Here is a 15,552-nt window from a genome sequence, read left to right as displayed (position 1 = left end):
GCACCTGGCGACCGCATCACTCCTCGGCCTGTCAGCTTCTGCATCCATCCCGCTGGTCGTCCCATAAACACCTCCTTGGTGAAAGGTGTTGCGACGACCGGTTGAATCCGCCCAGTACTCAAGCCTGTCGTTCCAGGCCAAACTGCAGAAAGAAGGCATTACGCCAAGCATGAGCCGGGCGGGCAACTGTTGGGACAACGCGGTGGTGGAGCGATTCTTCTGTGCACTCAAGGGCGAGCGCATCAGGGACCGTGCCTACCGCAATCACGCGGAGGCGAAGGCGGACATCACGGACTACGCGTTGTTCTTCTATAACCATCGCAGGCTTCACTCGGCGACGCAAGACATGCCGCCGGCCGAGTACGAGGCTTTAAAGAGTAGGTCTGCCTGAAAAAGTGTCCAAGATTACTTGACCACTACAGGGGAGAGGGTAAGCCGTGCAATTTGCGACATGTTCAGCAAGCAGAATCTCCGGCCCTCTCCCCCAACCCCTCTCCCACTGCGCGGGAGAGGGGAGCCAACCACGAGCATCTCGAACACTGTTGGTTTTCTCCCCTCCCCCGCTCGCGGGAGAGGGGAGCAACACCGGCCAGCGACTCAGCGATCAAGCCAGATGACACGCCACCCAATGATCAACACCGCGCTCGGTGAAGACCGGTGCCAATTCACGGCACTGCGCGGTGGCGTGCGGGCATCGCGTATGAAAGCGGCAGCCTGAAGGCGGTGAGAGTGGGCTGGGCAGTTCGCCCGCGATGGACGCCTGCTGCAGCCGACGCGCACCGGGGCGGGCCGAAGGCGCAGACGCCATCAGCGCGCGTGTGTACGGATGGCGCGGCGAATGCCACACCGCATCGCGTGGCCCCTGTTCGACCACCTGGCCGAGATACATCACGGCGATGTGGTCGGACATATGCCGCACCACCGCCAGATCGTGCGAGATGAACAGGTAGGCGATGCCGAGTGTCTCGCGCAGGTCGAGCAGCAGGTTCAGAACTTGCGCACGCACGGAGACATCGAGTGCAGACACGGCTTCGTCGCAGACGATCAGTTCGGGGTCGAGCATCAGCGCACGCGCGATGGCTACGCGTTGGCGCTGGCCTCCGGAGAGTTCGTGCGGTAGCCGGTACGCCATGTCGCGGTGCAATCCCACCTTGTCGAGCATGGCGGCCACGCGTTCACGGCGTGCCGCAGCACTGCCACGTCGATGAACGATCAGCGGCGCTTCCAGCGTCTTGCCGATGGTCGCACGCGGATTCAACGATGCAGCCGGGTCCTGAAACACCATCTGTACGCGCGGACGAATATCGTCGAGCGCGCGGCCCTGTCGTGTGGTGATGTCTTCGCCATCCAGACGTATCTCGCCTGCATCGACATCGGTAAGGCGCATCGCCACGCGCGCAACGGTCGATTTACCGCAACCGCTCTCGCCAACAAGGCCGAGCGTCTGCCCGTGCGCCACGTCGAGCGTCACATCGTCGAGTGCGCGTACCGTACCGCCTTGCGTGCGATAGTGGCGCGAGACATGGCGAAGCGCCAGCAACGGTTCGGTCATGCCGCTACCTCCTCGATCTCGATAACGGTTGGCGAAGGCAAGCGCAGCCGCGCGTGGCAGGCCACCTCGCCTGAACCGGCGGGTTCCAGCACGGGCACATCGATCCTGCAACGCGATACTGCGTGAGTGCAGCGCGGGGCAAATGCGCAGCCCGCTGGCATGGTCGATAGTGGCGGCACAGTGCCCGGAATTTCGGGAAGGCGACTGCCCGGTGGCAATGTTTCGATGGCGAGCGAGGCGAGCAGGCCCGCCGTGTAGGGATGTGCCGGACGTGTGAGCAATGCATCAACCGGCCCCTCTTCGACCACGCGTCCCGCATACATGACCGCTGCACGGTCGGCGGTCTCCGCGACCACGCCCAGATCGTGCGTGATCAGCAACATCGCCATGCCAGTCTCCGCCTGAAGCCGTTTGAGCAATGCGAGGATCTGCGCCTGCGTGGTGACATCGAGCGCCGTGGTGGGCTCATCGGCGATCAGCAGGTCCGGTTCGCAGGCCAGCGCGATCGCAATCATGGCGCGCTGCCGCATGCCGCCCGATAGCTGATGCGGAAAATCATTGGCGCGCTCTCGCGGCGACGGCATACGTACCTGTTCCAGCAACGCCAGCGCACGCGCATGCGCTTCGGCGTGCGTCACGCGGCGATGGAGGCGCACGGCTTCGATGATCTGGTTACCGATGCGCATCACGGGATTGAGCGCAGACATCGGCTCCTGAAAGATCATGGCGATGCGATTGCCGCGTATGCCCTGCATCGCGCGGTCGTCGAGCGCAAGCAGATCGGCGCCGTTGAACAGGATCTGTCCGCCAGTCACTCGCGCCACACGGCGCGGCAGCAGGCGCAGGATCGAACATGCGGTGACGGATTTGCCCGAGCCGCTTTCGCCAACGAGTGCCAGCGTTTCGCCGCGATCGATGGAAAGCGACACATCGTGCAGTGCCGTAACGTGACCGGTGGCCGTCGTGAAGCCAGTGCGCAACGCGCGGATATCGAGGAGTGCCATGGTGTCAGTGCCGTCGCTGGCGCAGATGCGGATTCAGGGCGTCGTTGATGCCGTCGCCAATCAGGTTGAAGGCGAGCACCGTGATCACGATGGCAAGACCCGGCAGGCCGCAGATGTACCACGCGTCGGCCACCTGTTCGCGGCCACCGCCGATGATGGTGCCCCAGCTCATGACATTGGGGTCGCCCAGGCCCAGGAAAGCTAACGACGCTTCGGTCTGGATCGCAGTGGCAACAGTCAGCGTCGCCATGGCGATCACCGGCGGCAAGGCGTTCGGCAGGATCTGCGTGAGGATGATGCGCGCGTGGCTCATGCCTACGGTGCGCGCAGCCAGCACGAACTCGCGCGAGCGCAGCGAGAGAAACTCCGCGCGTACGAGTCTTGCCGTGGCGGGCCATGACACCACGCCAATTGCCACGACTACGGTCGTGACCGATGGCTTGAAGATGGCAACCAGCACCACGGCCAGTACGAACTTCGGTACGGTCTGGAAGACTTCTGTGACACGCATCAGCGCCGCATCGACACGTCCACCGAAATATCCGCCGATGGCACCCACGGTAATGCCGAGCGTGGCGGCCAGCGCAGTGCTGACGAGACCGATCAGCAACGACACGCGCGCGCCCGCTGCGAGACCTGTCGCGAGATCGCGTCCCATGAAATCGGTGCCGAGCGGATAGCCGGGATCATCGCCCGGCCACAGCATCGGCGGCCCAGCCATGTCCCAGGGGTCGCCGGGGAAAAGTAGCGGGCCGACGAGCGCCACCAGTACCACCGCCAGCATCAAAACAAGACCCAGCGCAGCGGCAGGGTACATACGTGCGAAGCGCCACAACGCGAGCGGTGTTGTGGCAACGGGCAGGCGAGAGATCAGCGTACTCATGTCGTTGCGCCTTTCACTGTTACCGAGACGCGCGGATCGATGGCCGCATAGAGCAGATCCACGAAGATATTCACTACGGTCACCAGCAGCGAACTCAGCAGCAGGATGCCGAGCAACAGATTGAAGTCACGCGCGAGTACCGATTCAAAAGCGAGGCGACCCAGCCCCGGCCAACTGAACACGGATTCGACGAGCACGGCGCCGCTGAGCAGCGATGCAAGTTGATAACCCGCCATGGTGACAAGCGGCAATAGCGCATTGCGCAGCGCATGCACCACCGTCACGCGCACTTCGCCTGCGCCCTTGGCGCGCGCCGTACGAATGAAATCGGCGCCATCGAGTTCGAGCATCGCGGTGCGAACGAGCCGGGTGTACACAGCGAGGTAGAACGTGGCGAGCGTGCAGGCGGGCAGCACCGCGTGACGCGCCACGTCGGCCGCCAAGGCCAGTCCCGTATGCCCCGCGCTGATATCCACCATGCCGCCAGACGGCAGCCAGCCCAGCCGCGCGGAAAGCAGCACGATTGCCATCAGTCCGAGCCAGAACGTGGGGACGGCATACGCCACCAGCGTGACGAGCGAGACCAGCCGATCTGGCCAAAGATGCACACGCACGGCGGAGAGCACGCCAAGCGCTACGCCCAGCACGAGCGCGATGCCCATCGCCAGTGCCATCAGCAACAGCGTGGCGGGAAGCCGGCTCAGGATGAGATCGAGCACCGGCATGTTCTGGCGATACGAGAAGCCGAGATCGAGCGTGGCAAGCTGACCGAGATAGCGCACCAGTTGCAGCCAGACCGGCTGATCGAGTCCGAAGCTGGCGCGCAGTTGTGCCATGGTCTCCGGACTGGCCGCACCAGCCTCGCCGGCCAGTACATCGACGACATCGCCGGGCGCCAGTTGAAGGATGACGAAGTTCATCAGTGCGATACCGAGTACCACGGGGATCACCTGCAACAACCGCTGGCGCAGGAAAGCGAGGGCGGGGTGGCGCACGGCGTCAAGCCTTCGGTGTCAGCCACGCATCGGCGTACGATGCGAACAATCCGTCGCCCTGCGCAGTGGCCTTGCGGAAGCGTGCGGTGGACACGGTGACCCAGGTCTGCTCCACGAGATCGAGCACCGGCACATCGTCCTGCACGATCTTCTGCCACTGCGTGATCAGTGCCTTGCGTTTGCTCTCGTTGGCTTCGCGGCCAGCGGCTTCCATGATGCGGTCCAGTTCCGGATTCGAATAGCCCGAACCATTGGTCCACGGCGCACCCTTGATGATGTTCTTCGTCCAGAACAGACGCTGCACACCCAGCGTGGGATCGGGCAGGCGGTGCAGGCTGGAGATCATCAGGTCATAGTCCTGATCGGTGAAGACACGGCGCAGATAGGTGGCGGTATCACCCGCACGCAATTCCACATCCACACCCACGCGCGCCAGTGATTGCTTGATGAACTCGGCGGGGCGGCTCGCGGTCACGCCGCCGCCGCCATCGTAGTCGAGCGTGATGCGCAGGCGCTTGCCATCCTTGCCCGGCTTGAAGCCAGCCTGATCGAGCAGCGCCGCCGCCTTCTTGATGTCGTACGGATACTGCTGCGTATCGGGCGAGTAGTAGTTGACCACCGACGATGGCACCGGACCCGTGGCGGGTTTGCCATAGCCGAGGAACACAACCTTGAGCAGTGCGTTGCGGTCGATGGCATAGGCCAGTGCCTGACGCACGCGCCGATCCGCGAAGTACGGCTTGCGCACGTTGAACTGCGTCAGGAAGATCGTGGCGAGATAGCGGCCATCGTCGGTATTGATGCGGTAACGCTGCTTGTCCTGGAAGCGTCCGAGGTTCGACAGCGGAATGCTGGAGCCCAGTGCCACGTCGATTTCGCCGGCCTCCAGCGCCACGGTGCGCGCGGCGGCATCGGGAATAAAGCGGAAGACCACGCCATCGAGATAAGGCTGGTCCTTCTGCCAGTAGTTCGGGTTGCGTTCCAGCCGAACGTGGCTGCCCTTGACCCATTCCTTGAACACGAACGGACCCGTGCCGATGGGCGCATTGTTCAGCGGGTTGCTCAGCACATCCTTGCCCTCGTACAGGTGGCGCGGCAGGATCTGCGCGCCATACGTGTTGATGTAGTTGAGCAGGTACGGTGCGGGCGACGACAGGCGGATGATCACCGTATGCGGGTCGGGTGTATCGACGGCCGTGACGTTGGCGAATGCCGCACGGCCAAACGGATGCAGTGTCTTCCAGACTTCGAGCAGTGTGTACTTGACGTCGGCGGCAGTAAAGTCCTTGCCGTCATGCCATTTCACATTCTTGCGAAGCTGGAAGGTGGTGGTCAGGCCATCCGCCGACGTAGTCCACGAGGTCGCCAATGCGGGCACGGGCCGCAGATTCAGGTCGTAGGCCACGAGCCCTTCGAGCACCTTGCTCGACACCTGGCCGATGTTCATCGTCGTGATGAATGCCGATGTCAGCAGCGTGGGTTCGGGTGACACCGCCACGTTGAGCACGCCGCCACGTATGGGCGCACCCTGTGCAGCGGCGGCGTTCGCGAGTACGTCAGCAGAGAACGGTACGCCGAGGAAAAGGAGCGAGGAAGCAGCAAGGAAATCGCGACGGTTCATGGCAAGCGGGGCAGAAGTTTCTCGGAGGGGTCAGCAAAGCGCAGGCACTGAGTGTAGAAACTGTCCGCTACGGCGTGAACGAAGGATTTCCTCTTTGCTATCGCGTTTCGTGTGGTAAGTGTGACCTGAAAACCGTACGCCATGCCCGGTGGGAACGGAACGAACAAAGTGGCGTTTCGATATGCGGCATATCGATATCGGGTTTCGTTCGTTCCCATGCGGCATGGCGGTGCCTATGCTGTGACGCTCCCCTATGTCCCACCCTCGCTATGTCTATCTCCGCGCCACCCCGCCAGCTTCATCTGAATCTCAACGCGCTGCATTCGGGCTTTGTCCCGTCGGCGTGGCGCCTGACCGGCAGCGATCCGCGCGCGTTTGTCGATGCGCAGCACTACGTTCGTCTGGCGCAGGTAGCCGAAGCCGGCAAGTTCGACGCGATCTTTCTGGCGGATAACGCATCGATTGCCGATCAGATCAACTTCCGGCCCATCACGGCGCTGGAGCCCACGGTGCTGCTCGCTTGCGTGGCAGCGGCTACGACGCATATCGGCCTCGTGGCCACCGCATCCACCAGCTACAACGAGCCTTACAACATCGCGCGCCGGTTTGCCACGCTCGATCACGTCAGCGGCGGTCGCGCCGGATGGAACGTGGTGACCACGGCCGATGCAGGTTCCGCGCGCAACTTCGGCCAGACCGGACCTGCCGAGCACGCGCGACGTTATGCGCGCGCGGACGAGTTCACGCACATCGTCAAGTCGCTCTGGGATAGCTGGGAGGACGATGCCTTTGTCGGCGATCGTGCGGCGGGACGCTTTGTGCATACCGAAAAGCTGCAGCCCATTGCGCATCACGGCGAGTTCTTCGATGTGCAGGGCCCGCTGAACTTGCCGCGTACCCCGCAAGGCCATCCGGTGCTGTTCCAGGCTGGCGGGTCGTCCGATGGGCGCGACCTCGCCGCGCGCCATGCCGAAGCGGTGTTCTCTGCGGCGCAGACTGTCGAGGAATCGGCGGCTTATCGGCGCGATATCAATCAGCGTGCCGAGGCACTGGGTCGCGGACGCGATGCCGTCAAGATCCTGCCCGGACTGACGACCATCGTCGGTGCAACCGAAGCGCAGGCCCGTCAGCGCCGCGACGCACTCGTAGACCTGATTCCATGGGACTACAGCCTGAATCGACTGGCCGGCACGCTTGGTATCCCCGTGGATCGTCTGTCACTCGACGCCCCATTGCCCGACGATCTGGTGCTGCCTGCGAATGGCAATCACACGTTCTTCGCGGCCACCATGGCTTTCGCGCGGCGTCAGAACGCCACAGTGCGCACGCTGATTCGTGAACTGGCGGGCGGCGGCGGGCATCGCGTCATCGTCGGCACACCGGAGCAGATCGCCGACGATATCGAACACTGGTTCCGCAACGGTGCGGCAGATGGCTTCAACCTGATGCCCGATGCGTTGCCCGATGGGCTGCACGACTTCGTCTATGGCGTGGTGCCGATCCTGCAACGGCGCGGCCTGTTCCGCACCGAGTACACGGGACATACGCTGCGCGAGCATATGGGGCTGGTGAGACCGGCAGGAAGAGTGCGACAGCAGGCCGCAGCGTAAGGTGCCCATGGTTTGCGCCCCTCTCCCGCAGTGCGGGAGAGGGGCGGGGGTGAGGGCCAGCAGTTCAAATTGCGATCAGTCGGCAAGCAGAACCTCCGGCCCTCTCCCCCAGCCCCTCTGCCACTGCGCGGGAGAGGGGAGTTAACCACGGGCATCTCGAACACTGTTGGTTTTCTCCCCTCTCCCGCAGTGCGGGAGAGGGGCGGGGGAGAGGGCAAGCAGTTCAAATTGCGATCAGTCGGCAAGCAGAACCTCCGGCCCTCTCCCCCAGCCCCTCTCCCACTGGGCGGGAGAGGGGAGTACACACCGAGGCCTGCAAGGGTATTCACTAGCGCGCAATTCTTGACGTTGTCGTGACTACGCCGTCATTATCGGAACCGGATCTCCGATAACAGTACGGAATAGCATGCGGCTGGAAGATTTGAACTATTTTGCGGCGGTGGCGCAGGCGGGCCAGATCGCGCGCGCTGCCGAGGACATGGGCCAAAGCCAGCCCGCGTTGACCAAGGGGATTCAGCGGCTGGAGCAGGAACTGGGCATCCAGCTATTTGTGCGGTCTTCGCGTGGCATGGACCTGACCACCTCCGGCGAAGTCTTTCTCGAACGCATTCTGGCTGTGCGCAGTTCGCTGCACGACGCCATACGTGAAGCGCACGACTTGCATCTCGGCAAGTTGGGCGTGGTGCGGGTAGGTGTGCCTTCATCGCTGACGGGCTCGGTGTTCTCGGATGCGTTTGCCGAACTGATCAGGCAGCGCCCGGCCGCACGCGTGCAGATCACCATCGGCTTGCATGATCCGCTGTTGGCGGCGTTGCATCGCGGAGAGATCGATCTCTGCATCGCCACGTTGTCGCGCAAGCCGGATGCGGACATCGAGCAGACGCCGCTGTTCGACAACGACCTGGTGGTCGTCGGGCGCGAACATCATCCGCTGCACAACAAGCGATCGTTGCGCCTGGCGGATCTTGGCGGCTACCCGTGGTTGTTGCCCAATGCCAATGTCATTGCACGCAAGCTGGTGGATGCATGCTTCACCGAAGCCGGGCTGCCGCCGCCGAACGTGGCCCTGGAAGCCAATTCGTCGGCGGAAGGGTTGATGGCGGTGATTCGCAAGACCGACTTGCTGACCGTGGTGGGCCGCCGCACGCTGACGCAAGCCACGCGCGGGCTGCGTGCGCTCGATGTGCCCAACATTCGCTGGCCGCGCAGCGTGGGTATCCTGCGGCGCGCTGGCAGTTACCATTCGCCGCTGGCGGATCGCCTGATCGAGATACTGGTCAAGCAATCGAGCCGCCATCAGTCGTAGACGCTCAGTCTCCGTAGATACCCACGCGCTGGACGAGGTTGCCCCATGCGGCGGCCTCCGACTGCATCTGCCGCGCAATCTCGTCGGGCGTCATCGGCTTCCAGCTCGACCACACCTCGGCGCGCTTGCGGCGCCATTCCTCCGTCGCACTCGTCTTGTCCATTGTACGGTTCAGCGTCAGGACGATGTCCTGCGGTGTCCCGCGACGCACCATCAATCCCGTCCAGCCCGTGCGCTCGTAACCCGCAAAGCCCTGCTCCTTGAACGTCGGTACGTCAGGCAGATGCGCGGAACGCTCGGTGCCGGTGACCGCGAGAATCCTCACCTGTTGCTTGGCGAGCAGCGGGCGCAGGTTCACGATGTCCAGCATCATGTATGAGATCTGGCCGCGCAGGATATCCATTAATGCCGCGCCTGCGCCCTTGTAGGGGATATGCGTGGCCTCGAAGCCGAGGTCGTTGGTGAGCTGGAAGCCGTAGAGATGCGGCACCGTGCCGTTGCCGAGTGACGCATAGTTCAGCGTACCGTTCTGGCGGCGCGCCCACGCTGCCCACTCGCGCAATGTGCGGCTCGGATTCGAGGCCGGTATCGCCAGGCCAATCGGGGCAGTGCCTGTCATGGCAACGGGCACGAAGTCATGCATGGGCCGATAGGGCAGCTTGCGGAAATAGCTTTGCGTGATCGTGAAATTGGCATTGGCCAGCAGCAGATCATAGCCGTCTGGCGCAGAGAGCAGCACGGATTGTGCCGCGATCTGACCGGCGGCACCGGGCTTGTTGTCGACGATCATCGGCACATTGCCCAGCGCAGGCGAGAGCGATTTCTGATACTCGCGCAATTGCAGATCCACGGGGTCGCCTGCGCCCGACGCCGTGACGAAACGGATCGGCCGGCTGGGCCATTTCTCGGCGTATGCGGAACCTGCGAGCGCCATGGCTACGGCGCCGCCGGCCTGCATCAGGAACTTGCGCCGGCCCTGTGCTGCATCGTGCTTGGTGAAACTGTTGCCCAACATCGTCTCCTTGTTTTCCTGGCGGTCGGCTCAAGACCTGTGGCGAATGACCGATTCATGGATGGCCGTGACTGCCGCCGTCAATGCCGCGGACGTTTCCAGCACGCGGGCCGGATCGTCGCGGCGCTGAATTTCCGCGGCATGCGTGGGGCGCGCCGCGTCGTCGGGACTCGACGAGAACTTTACCGCGACGAGGGATTGCGTCGGGTTGATGTAGAGGCGCTGGCCGAACCGCCCGCTGGCCTCGACGCTGCCGTCGCCATCGTTGCACTGGAACCAGTAGTGGCGATAGCCGTAGCCGTCGCGGCCGGACACCAGATTGCCGAGAGCGAATCGCGCGTGGTTGTCGGCGGGCTGGAACAGGATGCGGGCGACGTCAGGGGAAACGGGTCCCGATACATCGCCCTGCATCGCACGGCGCACCGTTTCGGCAAAGCGTGCGGCGTCGCGCAGCGTGGAGTTCAGACCGCCGCTGGCCATCTCGGTGCCGAGCCGATCCACGCTCGTATAGGCATCGTCATCGGCGAATCTCGACCACAGGCGATCCGTGACGAGTTGGGACCAGCGCTGACCCGTGATGCGGCGCAGCGCCCAGGCAACGGCTTCGGCGGAGCCGTTCTGGTAGTACCAGACGGGTGCGTCGTCGTGCGTGCCGGTTGCGTGTGCCACCTTCAGGAAGTCGTAAATGTTGTCGGGCGCATCGTCCTTGCGCGGCAGGATGCCGACCGCAGCGAACAGCCCGAGATCCGGGGGCAGCGCCGCCGGATAGCCCACGGCCACTTCCATGTCGAGATTGCGCTGGACGGTGGCATCGCCAAAGGGATTGCCCGCGAGTTCGGGCACGTATCGATGCAGCGGCGCCTGCGGATCGAGGCGGCCTTCGCTGACGAGCATCGCGGCAAGCAGGCCCGTCACCGACTTGGTCATCGATGCCCAGATATGCGGCTGGTGCGCGTGAAAGCCGCCGCAGTAGCGTTCATAGACGATATGACCGCAATGCGCGACGAGAAAGCCATCGGTGTGCGTGGCCTTCAGGTACTGGTCGAGTTGCATGGACGCGCCGCCCACTGTCAGCGGGATATCGTCGAGGTGCTCGCCGGAATTGCCCGGCAGCGGCATTGGTTGCGCAGCATGGCGCATGCCAACGGTCGGCGCTACCTCGCGCGTGTGGCTCAGGGCCCACCGCATGAACGGCGGACGCAGTCCGCCGCCGCGCGCCACCTGTTTGTCGAGGGGCGGGGGAAAGCCCTGCATGATGCCGTCATCGCACTCCATACCCCGTACTGTCATGACCTCTCCACGTTCTTGTCCGCGACGTCTGCCAGGGCGGCAGGCGCATGGGCACATAGTGGAGCAGCGCGTGCGGATCTGATATTCCGGAATGGAATTCAGCGATAACGGAGCGGAAAGTGACACCGGAAGGACGACGGGCCGTCACAGATGCGACGGCCCTGCAGCAGGGCGGGGCTTACGTCGTGCCCAACCGCTCCCGCGTGCGCTGCGCCACATTCTTCGTCCACGGATACGCCTCCCAGTACTGCCGGGCAAAACGTTCGATGTCCGCGCGCTGGCGCAGCGACAAGCCGATCATGTCGAGCCCTTGCAGGAACATGCTGCGATGACGCGCGGAAAGCTCAAACGGGAAGGTGCCGATCGGGGTGGTGACCTGCATGGTTTGCAGATCGAAGGCGATGGCATTGTGGCTGTCGGCGTCCACGGCGTTCATCAGTGCCTCGATCACGTCGCGCGGCAGCATCACCAGCAACAGGCGATTGTTCATCGCGTTCGAGTAGAAGATCTCGCCGAAGCTCGGGGCGATCACGGCGCGGATGCCGAACTGCTGGAGTCCCCACACCGCATGCTCGCGGCTGGAGCCGCAACCGAAGTTGGCGCCGCCGACGAGGATGCGCGTGTCGGCGTATTCCGGGCGGTTCAGTACGAACTCGGGGCGCAGGTTGCCGTGGGTATCGAAACGCTGATCGAAGAGCACGCCCTTGTCGAGTCCGGCCTTGTCGATGCCGCGCAGGAACTGCTTCGGCATGATCTGGTCGGTGTCGAGGTTCTCGAAACGGATCGCGGCGCCCTTGCCGATGATATGGGTGTGCTCAGACATGCTGCGGCTCCAGTTTGCGAACGTCGGTGATCATGCCGGTGACGGCAGCGGCAGCCGCCATCGCCGGGCTCATCAGGTGCGTGATGGCACCACGTCCCTGCCGCCCTTCGAAATTCCGGTTCGTGGTGGACGCGCAGCGCACGCCATCGGCCAGTACATCGTCGTTCATCGCCAGGCACATCGAGCAGCCCGGCTGGCGCCATTCGAAGCCCGCCGAGGTCAGGATGTCGGCAAGCCCTTCGCGTTCGGCCTGTGCCTTTACGGCGCCGGAGCCGGGCACGACCATCGCGCGTACGCCATCGGCTACCTTGCGGCCCCGCACCACATCGGCCACCGCGCGCAGGTCTTCGATCCGGCCATTGGTGCAGGACCCGATAAAGACGTGCTGGATTGCCGTGCCCTCAAGTGCCGCGCCCGGTGAAAGATGGGTATAGGACAGCGCACGCTCGACGGAGCGCTGGTCGGCGTCATCCATCTGGTCTTCGGGAAACGGGATGTGCCCCGATACCGGCAGCACCTGATCCGGGCTCGTCCCCCATGTGACATAGGGTTCGATATCGGCGGCATCGAAGGCGAACTCCATATCGAAAGCCGCATCCGCATCGCTGCGCAGGGTGTTCCAGTAGGCGACGGCATCGGTGCGCTGCGTGTCGTCGATATCGGACGCGCGACGCAGCACGTAATCCAATGCCACGTCATCGGGTGCGATCAGCGCGCCGCGTGCGGCAGCTTCTACGGTCATGTTGCAGAGCGTGAAGCGCGCTTCGACGCTGAGATCCTGGATCGCACTACCGCAATACTCCACCACGTAGCCGCGCGCGCCTTGTGCGCCGATCTTGCCGATGATCTTGAGGATCAGGTCCTTGGCCGTGGTGCCCACCGGCAGCTTGCCATCCACGCGGATACGCATGGTCTTTGCCATGCGATAGACCAGTGTCTGCGTGGCGAGTACGTGCTCCACTTCCGATGTGCCGATACCAAAGCCGAGCGCGCCAAGTGCGCCATAGGTGGTGGTGTGGCTGTCACCACAGATCACCACCATGCCCGGGCGGATCATGCCGTGCTCGGGTGCAATGACGTGTTCGATGCCTTGCAGCGTGTCGTTGGTATCGAACAGCGGAATGCCGTGGCGCTCGCAGTTCGCGCGCAGGTTGGTGGCCTGCAGTGCCGAAGCGGTGTCCGCAATCACGCGAATCTTTGTGGGATGCGTGGGGATGATGTGGCTGACCACCGAGACGTTCTGTCCCGGCATCAGCACTTCGCGCCCTTGCTCGTGCAGCCCGGCGAATGCCTGCGGACTGGTGTACTCGTTCATCAGGTGCAGGTCGCAGTACAGCAGAACGTTGTCGTCATCGATGCGCGACACCGTGTGCGAGTCGACGAGCTTGTGATAAAGGGTGCGGGGAGGCATGTTGCTACCTGGTTAGCGTGTTATGTCTGGACTTACTCGGCAACGATACCGCGTTGCTTGATCAGTTTGGCCCACATCGGCATTTCCTTCTCCAGCCGCTGGCGAGCAGCTTCCGGCGTGGTGGGCGTGGGATCGAATCCTTCCTTCACCATACGCTCCTTGACGGGCTGCGATGCGAGCGTGGCGTTCAATGTGGCGTTGAGCTTGTCGATCACGGCCTTGGGCGTACCGGTGGGCGCGAACACCATGAACCATGTTTCGAACTGATAGTCGGGCAATCCGGCTTCGGCGGCGGTCGGCACGTTAGGCATCGACGGCGAGCGCTTGCTGCCAGTCACAGCGAGAGCGGTCAGCTTGCCGCCCTGCACGTGCTGCTGCGCGGCGGAAACCACGGGAAAGCTCATGTCCACCTGTCCGGCAATGGTATCGACCAACGCAGGGCCGCCGCCACGATACGGTACGTGGACGATCGAGACATTGGCTACGGACTTGAACAGTTCGGCTGACATATGGAAGGTGCTGCCGTTGCCTGCGGAGCCGTAAGTCAGCTTGTCAGGTTTCGCCTTGGCCAGCGCCACCAGTTCCTGCAGGTTCTTGGCCGGCACCTTGTTGTTGATGACCAGCACGTGCTGCGAACTGGCCACCATGCCGATGGGCGCGAGATCCTTCAGCGTGTCATACGGCATGCGCGGGAACAAACCCGGATTGATCGCCAGCGACACAGTCTGGAGGCCGATGGTATAGCCGTCGGCCGGCGACTTCGCCACTGCGTCGACCCCGATGTTGCCGCCTGCGCCGGCGCGGTTCTCGACCACGATGGTGCCGCCCAGGCTCTTCGACCACGCATCCGAAACCAGCCGGGCCGCGATATCGGCGCTGCCGCCGGGGGCGTAGGGCACGATCAGGCGGACCGGCCTCTGAGGATATGACTGGGCCGAAGCGGTGCCGATCACGGCGGTGCAGGCTGCAAACGCAAGGATGCTGGCGAGTTTCATGGGGGTCTCCGTCTGTAGGAATCGTTATGCGAGGCATCCTATCATTTGCCTTGTGGAACATAATTTAGGCACAATCACTTCTTTAGTTCCCACGATTCAGCAATTGACGCGCCATGGACAGCTTCTCGGATATCGCCTTTTTTCTGTGCATCAATCGCCACGGCAGCCTGGCATCGGCAGCGCAGGAACTGGGCGTCACGCCGTCTGCGGTGAGCAAGCGACTGCAGGCGCTGGAAGCGCGGCTCGGGGTGCGGCTGTTGCACCGGACCACGCGCCGCATCAGCCTGACGCCGGAGGGCGAGGGCTACCTGGTGGAGGGTGGGCGCATCCTTGCCGAACTGGAGTCGCTGGAGCGAACCGTGGCAGGCAGCAGCACCACGCCGCATGGGTTGCTGAAGATCGGCGCAACGCTGGGCTTCGGGCGCCAGTACATCGCCCCGGCATTGCTGGATTTCGCGCGGCTGTATCCGAAGATCGAAATCCAGTTGCATCTGAGCGAGCGCCCCATGAATCTCACGGAACTGGGCCTCGATGCGGTCGTGCACTTTGGTGAGCCACCCGATGTGCGACTCACGGCGCGGCTGCTGGCGAACAATGCGCGCATGCTGTGCGCCGCACCGTCATACATCGCCCGCGCAGGGTTGCCCGCCAGCCCGCGCGACCTCTCGCGCTTCGACTGCATCTTCATTCGCGAGGCCGACGAGACGTTTGGTACGTGGCATCTGCGCAGCGGTACGCAGCAGGAGAGCGTCAAGGTGCGCGGCACGATGAGTACGAACGATGGCGCGTCGGCACTGGCATGGGCGCTCGAAGGGCAGGGCGTGATCGTGCGATCGGAGTGGGACGTGGCCGGACATCTGCGCAGCGGCGCGTTGGTGCGGGTGCTGCCGCAATGGCAACTCGCGCCTGCCGATATCTATCTGGTCTACAGCGCGCGAAACAATCGCTCTGACAAGGTGCGTGTGCTGGTGGACTTCCTGCTCGAACGGTTTGCCGCGCATCGTGCGGAAACGCGTGCGGGCAAGACGAGTGGCAGCGGACGCTGGTAGT

General features: G+C 63.6%; 14 protein-coding genes. 4 read left to right on the top strand and 10 right to left on the bottom strand.

The features are described from left to right. Positions 1 to 88 precede the first annotated feature (88 nt). On the top strand, positions 89 to 391 hold the full coding sequence (locus FFS21_RS15390; protein ID WP_160472438.1) for an integrase core domain-containing protein: 303 nt from the start codon (positions 89 to 91) through the stop codon (positions 389 to 391). Positions 392 to 604: 213 nt separating this feature from the next. Here FFS21_RS15390 and FFS21_RS15385 read toward each other — a convergent pair whose 3' ends face one another. The 5 genes from FFS21_RS15385 to FFS21_RS15365 are packed head-to-tail and all read right to left on the bottom strand — an operon-like array spanning position 605 to position 6,055. After that, positions 605 to 1,552, bottom strand: coding sequence for an ABC transporter ATP-binding protein (locus FFS21_RS15385; RefSeq protein ID WP_137925651.1), 948 nt, complete (start codon positions 1,550 to 1,552; stop codon positions 605 to 607). Further along, positions 1,549 to 2,556 carry an ABC transporter ATP-binding protein gene (locus tag FFS21_RS15380; RefSeq protein WP_137925650.1) on the bottom strand — a complete coding sequence of 336 codons (1,008 nt, stop codon included), beginning with the start codon at positions 2,554 to 2,556 and terminating at the stop codon, positions 1,549 to 1,551. Before FFS21_RS15380 ends, FFS21_RS15385 begins: the two co-directional genes overlap by 4 nt. A gap of 4 nt (positions 2,557 to 2,560) precedes the next feature. Continuing rightward, positions 2,561 to 3,439 carry an ABC transporter permease gene (locus FFS21_RS15375; protein ID WP_137925649.1) on the bottom strand — a complete coding sequence of 293 codons (879 nt, stop codon included), beginning with the start codon at positions 3,437 to 3,439 and terminating at the stop codon, positions 2,561 to 2,563. Then, positions 3,436 to 4,434 carry an ABC transporter permease gene (locus FFS21_RS15370; RefSeq protein WP_249359422.1) on the bottom strand — a complete coding sequence of 333 codons (999 nt, stop codon included), beginning with the start codon at positions 4,432 to 4,434 and terminating at the stop codon, positions 3,436 to 3,438. Before FFS21_RS15370 ends, FFS21_RS15375 begins: the two co-directional genes overlap by 4 nt. Positions 4,435 to 4,438: 4 nt before the next feature. Then, complete coding sequence (locus FFS21_RS15365) at positions 4,439 to 6,055, bottom strand: ABC transporter substrate-binding protein (RefSeq protein WP_137925648.1); 1,617 nt, start codon at positions 6,053 to 6,055, stop codon at positions 4,439 to 4,441. 269 nt (positions 6,056 to 6,324) lie between these two features. On the opposite strand from FFS21_RS15365, the gene FFS21_RS15360 reads away from it, so the two are divergent. Both FFS21_RS15360 and FFS21_RS15355 read left to right on the top strand, forming a co-directional pair. Beyond that, positions 6,325 to 7,665 (top strand): LLM class flavin-dependent oxidoreductase, encoded by a 1,341-nt coding sequence (locus FFS21_RS15360; RefSeq protein WP_137925647.1) that lies wholly within the window; start codon positions 6,325 to 6,327, stop codon positions 7,663 to 7,665. Between the two features lie 406 nt (positions 7,666 to 8,071). Further along, positions 8,072 to 8,971 carry a LysR family transcriptional regulator gene (locus tag FFS21_RS15355; RefSeq protein WP_137925646.1) on the top strand — a complete coding sequence of 300 codons (900 nt, stop codon included), beginning with the start codon at positions 8,072 to 8,074 and terminating at the stop codon, positions 8,969 to 8,971. A 4-nt stretch (positions 8,972 to 8,975) separates the two neighbouring features. Here the strand turns inward: FFS21_RS15355 and FFS21_RS15350 are convergent, their stop codons facing one another. From FFS21_RS15350 to FFS21_RS15330, 5 genes are all read right to left on the bottom strand, one after another. After that, positions 8,976 to 9,986 carry a Bug family tripartite tricarboxylate transporter substrate binding protein gene (locus tag FFS21_RS15350; RefSeq protein WP_137925645.1) on the bottom strand — a complete coding sequence of 337 codons (1,011 nt, stop codon included), beginning with the start codon at positions 9,984 to 9,986 and terminating at the stop codon, positions 8,976 to 8,978. A 27-nt stretch (positions 9,987 to 10,013) separates the two neighbouring features. Further along, positions 10,014 to 11,273, bottom strand: coding sequence for a serine hydrolase domain-containing protein (locus FFS21_RS15345; RefSeq protein ID WP_249359420.1), 1,260 nt, complete (start codon positions 11,271 to 11,273; stop codon positions 10,014 to 10,016). Between the two features lie 178 nt (positions 11,274 to 11,451). Then, entirely contained in the window at positions 11,452 to 12,096 is a 645-nt protein-coding gene (gene leuD, locus FFS21_RS15340; RefSeq protein ID WP_137925644.1) for a 3-isopropylmalate dehydratase small subunit, read from the bottom strand. Next, positions 12,089 to 13,507 carry a 3-isopropylmalate dehydratase large subunit gene (gene leuC, locus FFS21_RS15335; RefSeq protein ID WP_137925643.1) on the bottom strand — a complete coding sequence of 473 codons (1,419 nt, stop codon included), beginning with the start codon at positions 13,505 to 13,507 and terminating at the stop codon, positions 12,089 to 12,091. Before leuC ends, leuD begins: the two co-directional genes overlap by 8 nt. A gap of 32 nt (positions 13,508 to 13,539) precedes the next feature. Next, entirely contained in the window at positions 13,540 to 14,502 is a 963-nt protein-coding gene (locus FFS21_RS15330; RefSeq protein ID WP_137925642.1) for a tripartite tricarboxylate transporter substrate binding protein, read from the bottom strand. Positions 14,503 to 14,615: 113 nt separating this feature from the next. Between FFS21_RS15330 and FFS21_RS15325 the strand changes: the two genes are divergently transcribed. Further along, positions 14,616 to 15,551 (top strand): LysR family transcriptional regulator, encoded by a 936-nt coding sequence (locus FFS21_RS15325; protein WP_137925641.1) that lies wholly within the window; start codon positions 14,616 to 14,618, stop codon positions 15,549 to 15,551. The last annotated feature ends 1 nt before the right edge of the window (position 15,552 follow it).

This window comes from Cupriavidus sp. 2SB (assembly GCF_005503625.1).
Classification (GTDB): domain Bacteria; phylum Pseudomonadota; class Gammaproteobacteria; order Burkholderiales; family Burkholderiaceae; genus Cupriavidus.
This window is presented reverse-complemented; position numbering and strand designations above follow the sequence as displayed.

Coding starts and splice junctions, on each gene's coding strand:
- FFS21_RS15365 (WP_137925648.1), bottom strand. CDS start 6,055: ATGAACCGTCGCGATTTCCTTGCTGCTTCCTCGCTCCTTTTCCTCGGC.
- FFS21_RS15355 (WP_137925646.1), top strand. CDS start 8,072: ATGCGGCTGGAAGATTTGAACTATTTTGCGGCGGTGGCGCAGGCGGGC.
- FFS21_RS15330 (WP_137925642.1), bottom strand. CDS start 14,502: ATGAAACTCGCCAGCATCCTTGCGTTTGCAGCCTGCACCGCCGTGATC.
- FFS21_RS15375 (WP_137925649.1), bottom strand. CDS start 3,439: ATGAGTACGCTGATCTCTCGCCTGCCCGTTGCCACAACACCGCTCGCG.
- FFS21_RS15350 (WP_137925645.1), bottom strand. CDS start 9,986: ATGTTGGGCAACAGTTTCACCAAGCACGATGCAGCACAGGGCCGGCGC.
- FFS21_RS15380 (WP_137925650.1), bottom strand. CDS start 2,556: ATGGCACTCCTCGATATCCGCGCGTTGCGCACTGGCTTCACGACGGCC.
- FFS21_RS15385 (WP_137925651.1), bottom strand. CDS start 1,552: ATGACCGAACCGTTGCTGGCGCTTCGCCATGTCTCGCGCCACTATCGC.
- leuD (WP_137925644.1), bottom strand. CDS start 12,096: ATGTCTGAGCACACCCATATCATCGGCAAGGGCGCCGCGATCCGTTTC.
- FFS21_RS15360 (WP_137925647.1), top strand. CDS start 6,325: ATGTCTATCTCCGCGCCACCCCGCCAGCTTCATCTGAATCTCAACGCG.
- FFS21_RS15345 (WP_249359420.1), bottom strand. CDS start 11,273: ATGACAGTACGGGGTATGGAGTGCGATGACGGCATCATGCAGGGCTTT.
- leuC (WP_137925643.1), bottom strand. CDS start 13,507: ATGCCTCCCCGCACCCTTTATCACAAGCTCGTCGACTCGCACACGGTG.
- FFS21_RS15325 (WP_137925641.1), top strand. CDS start 14,616: ATGGACAGCTTCTCGGATATCGCCTTTTTTCTGTGCATCAATCGCCAC.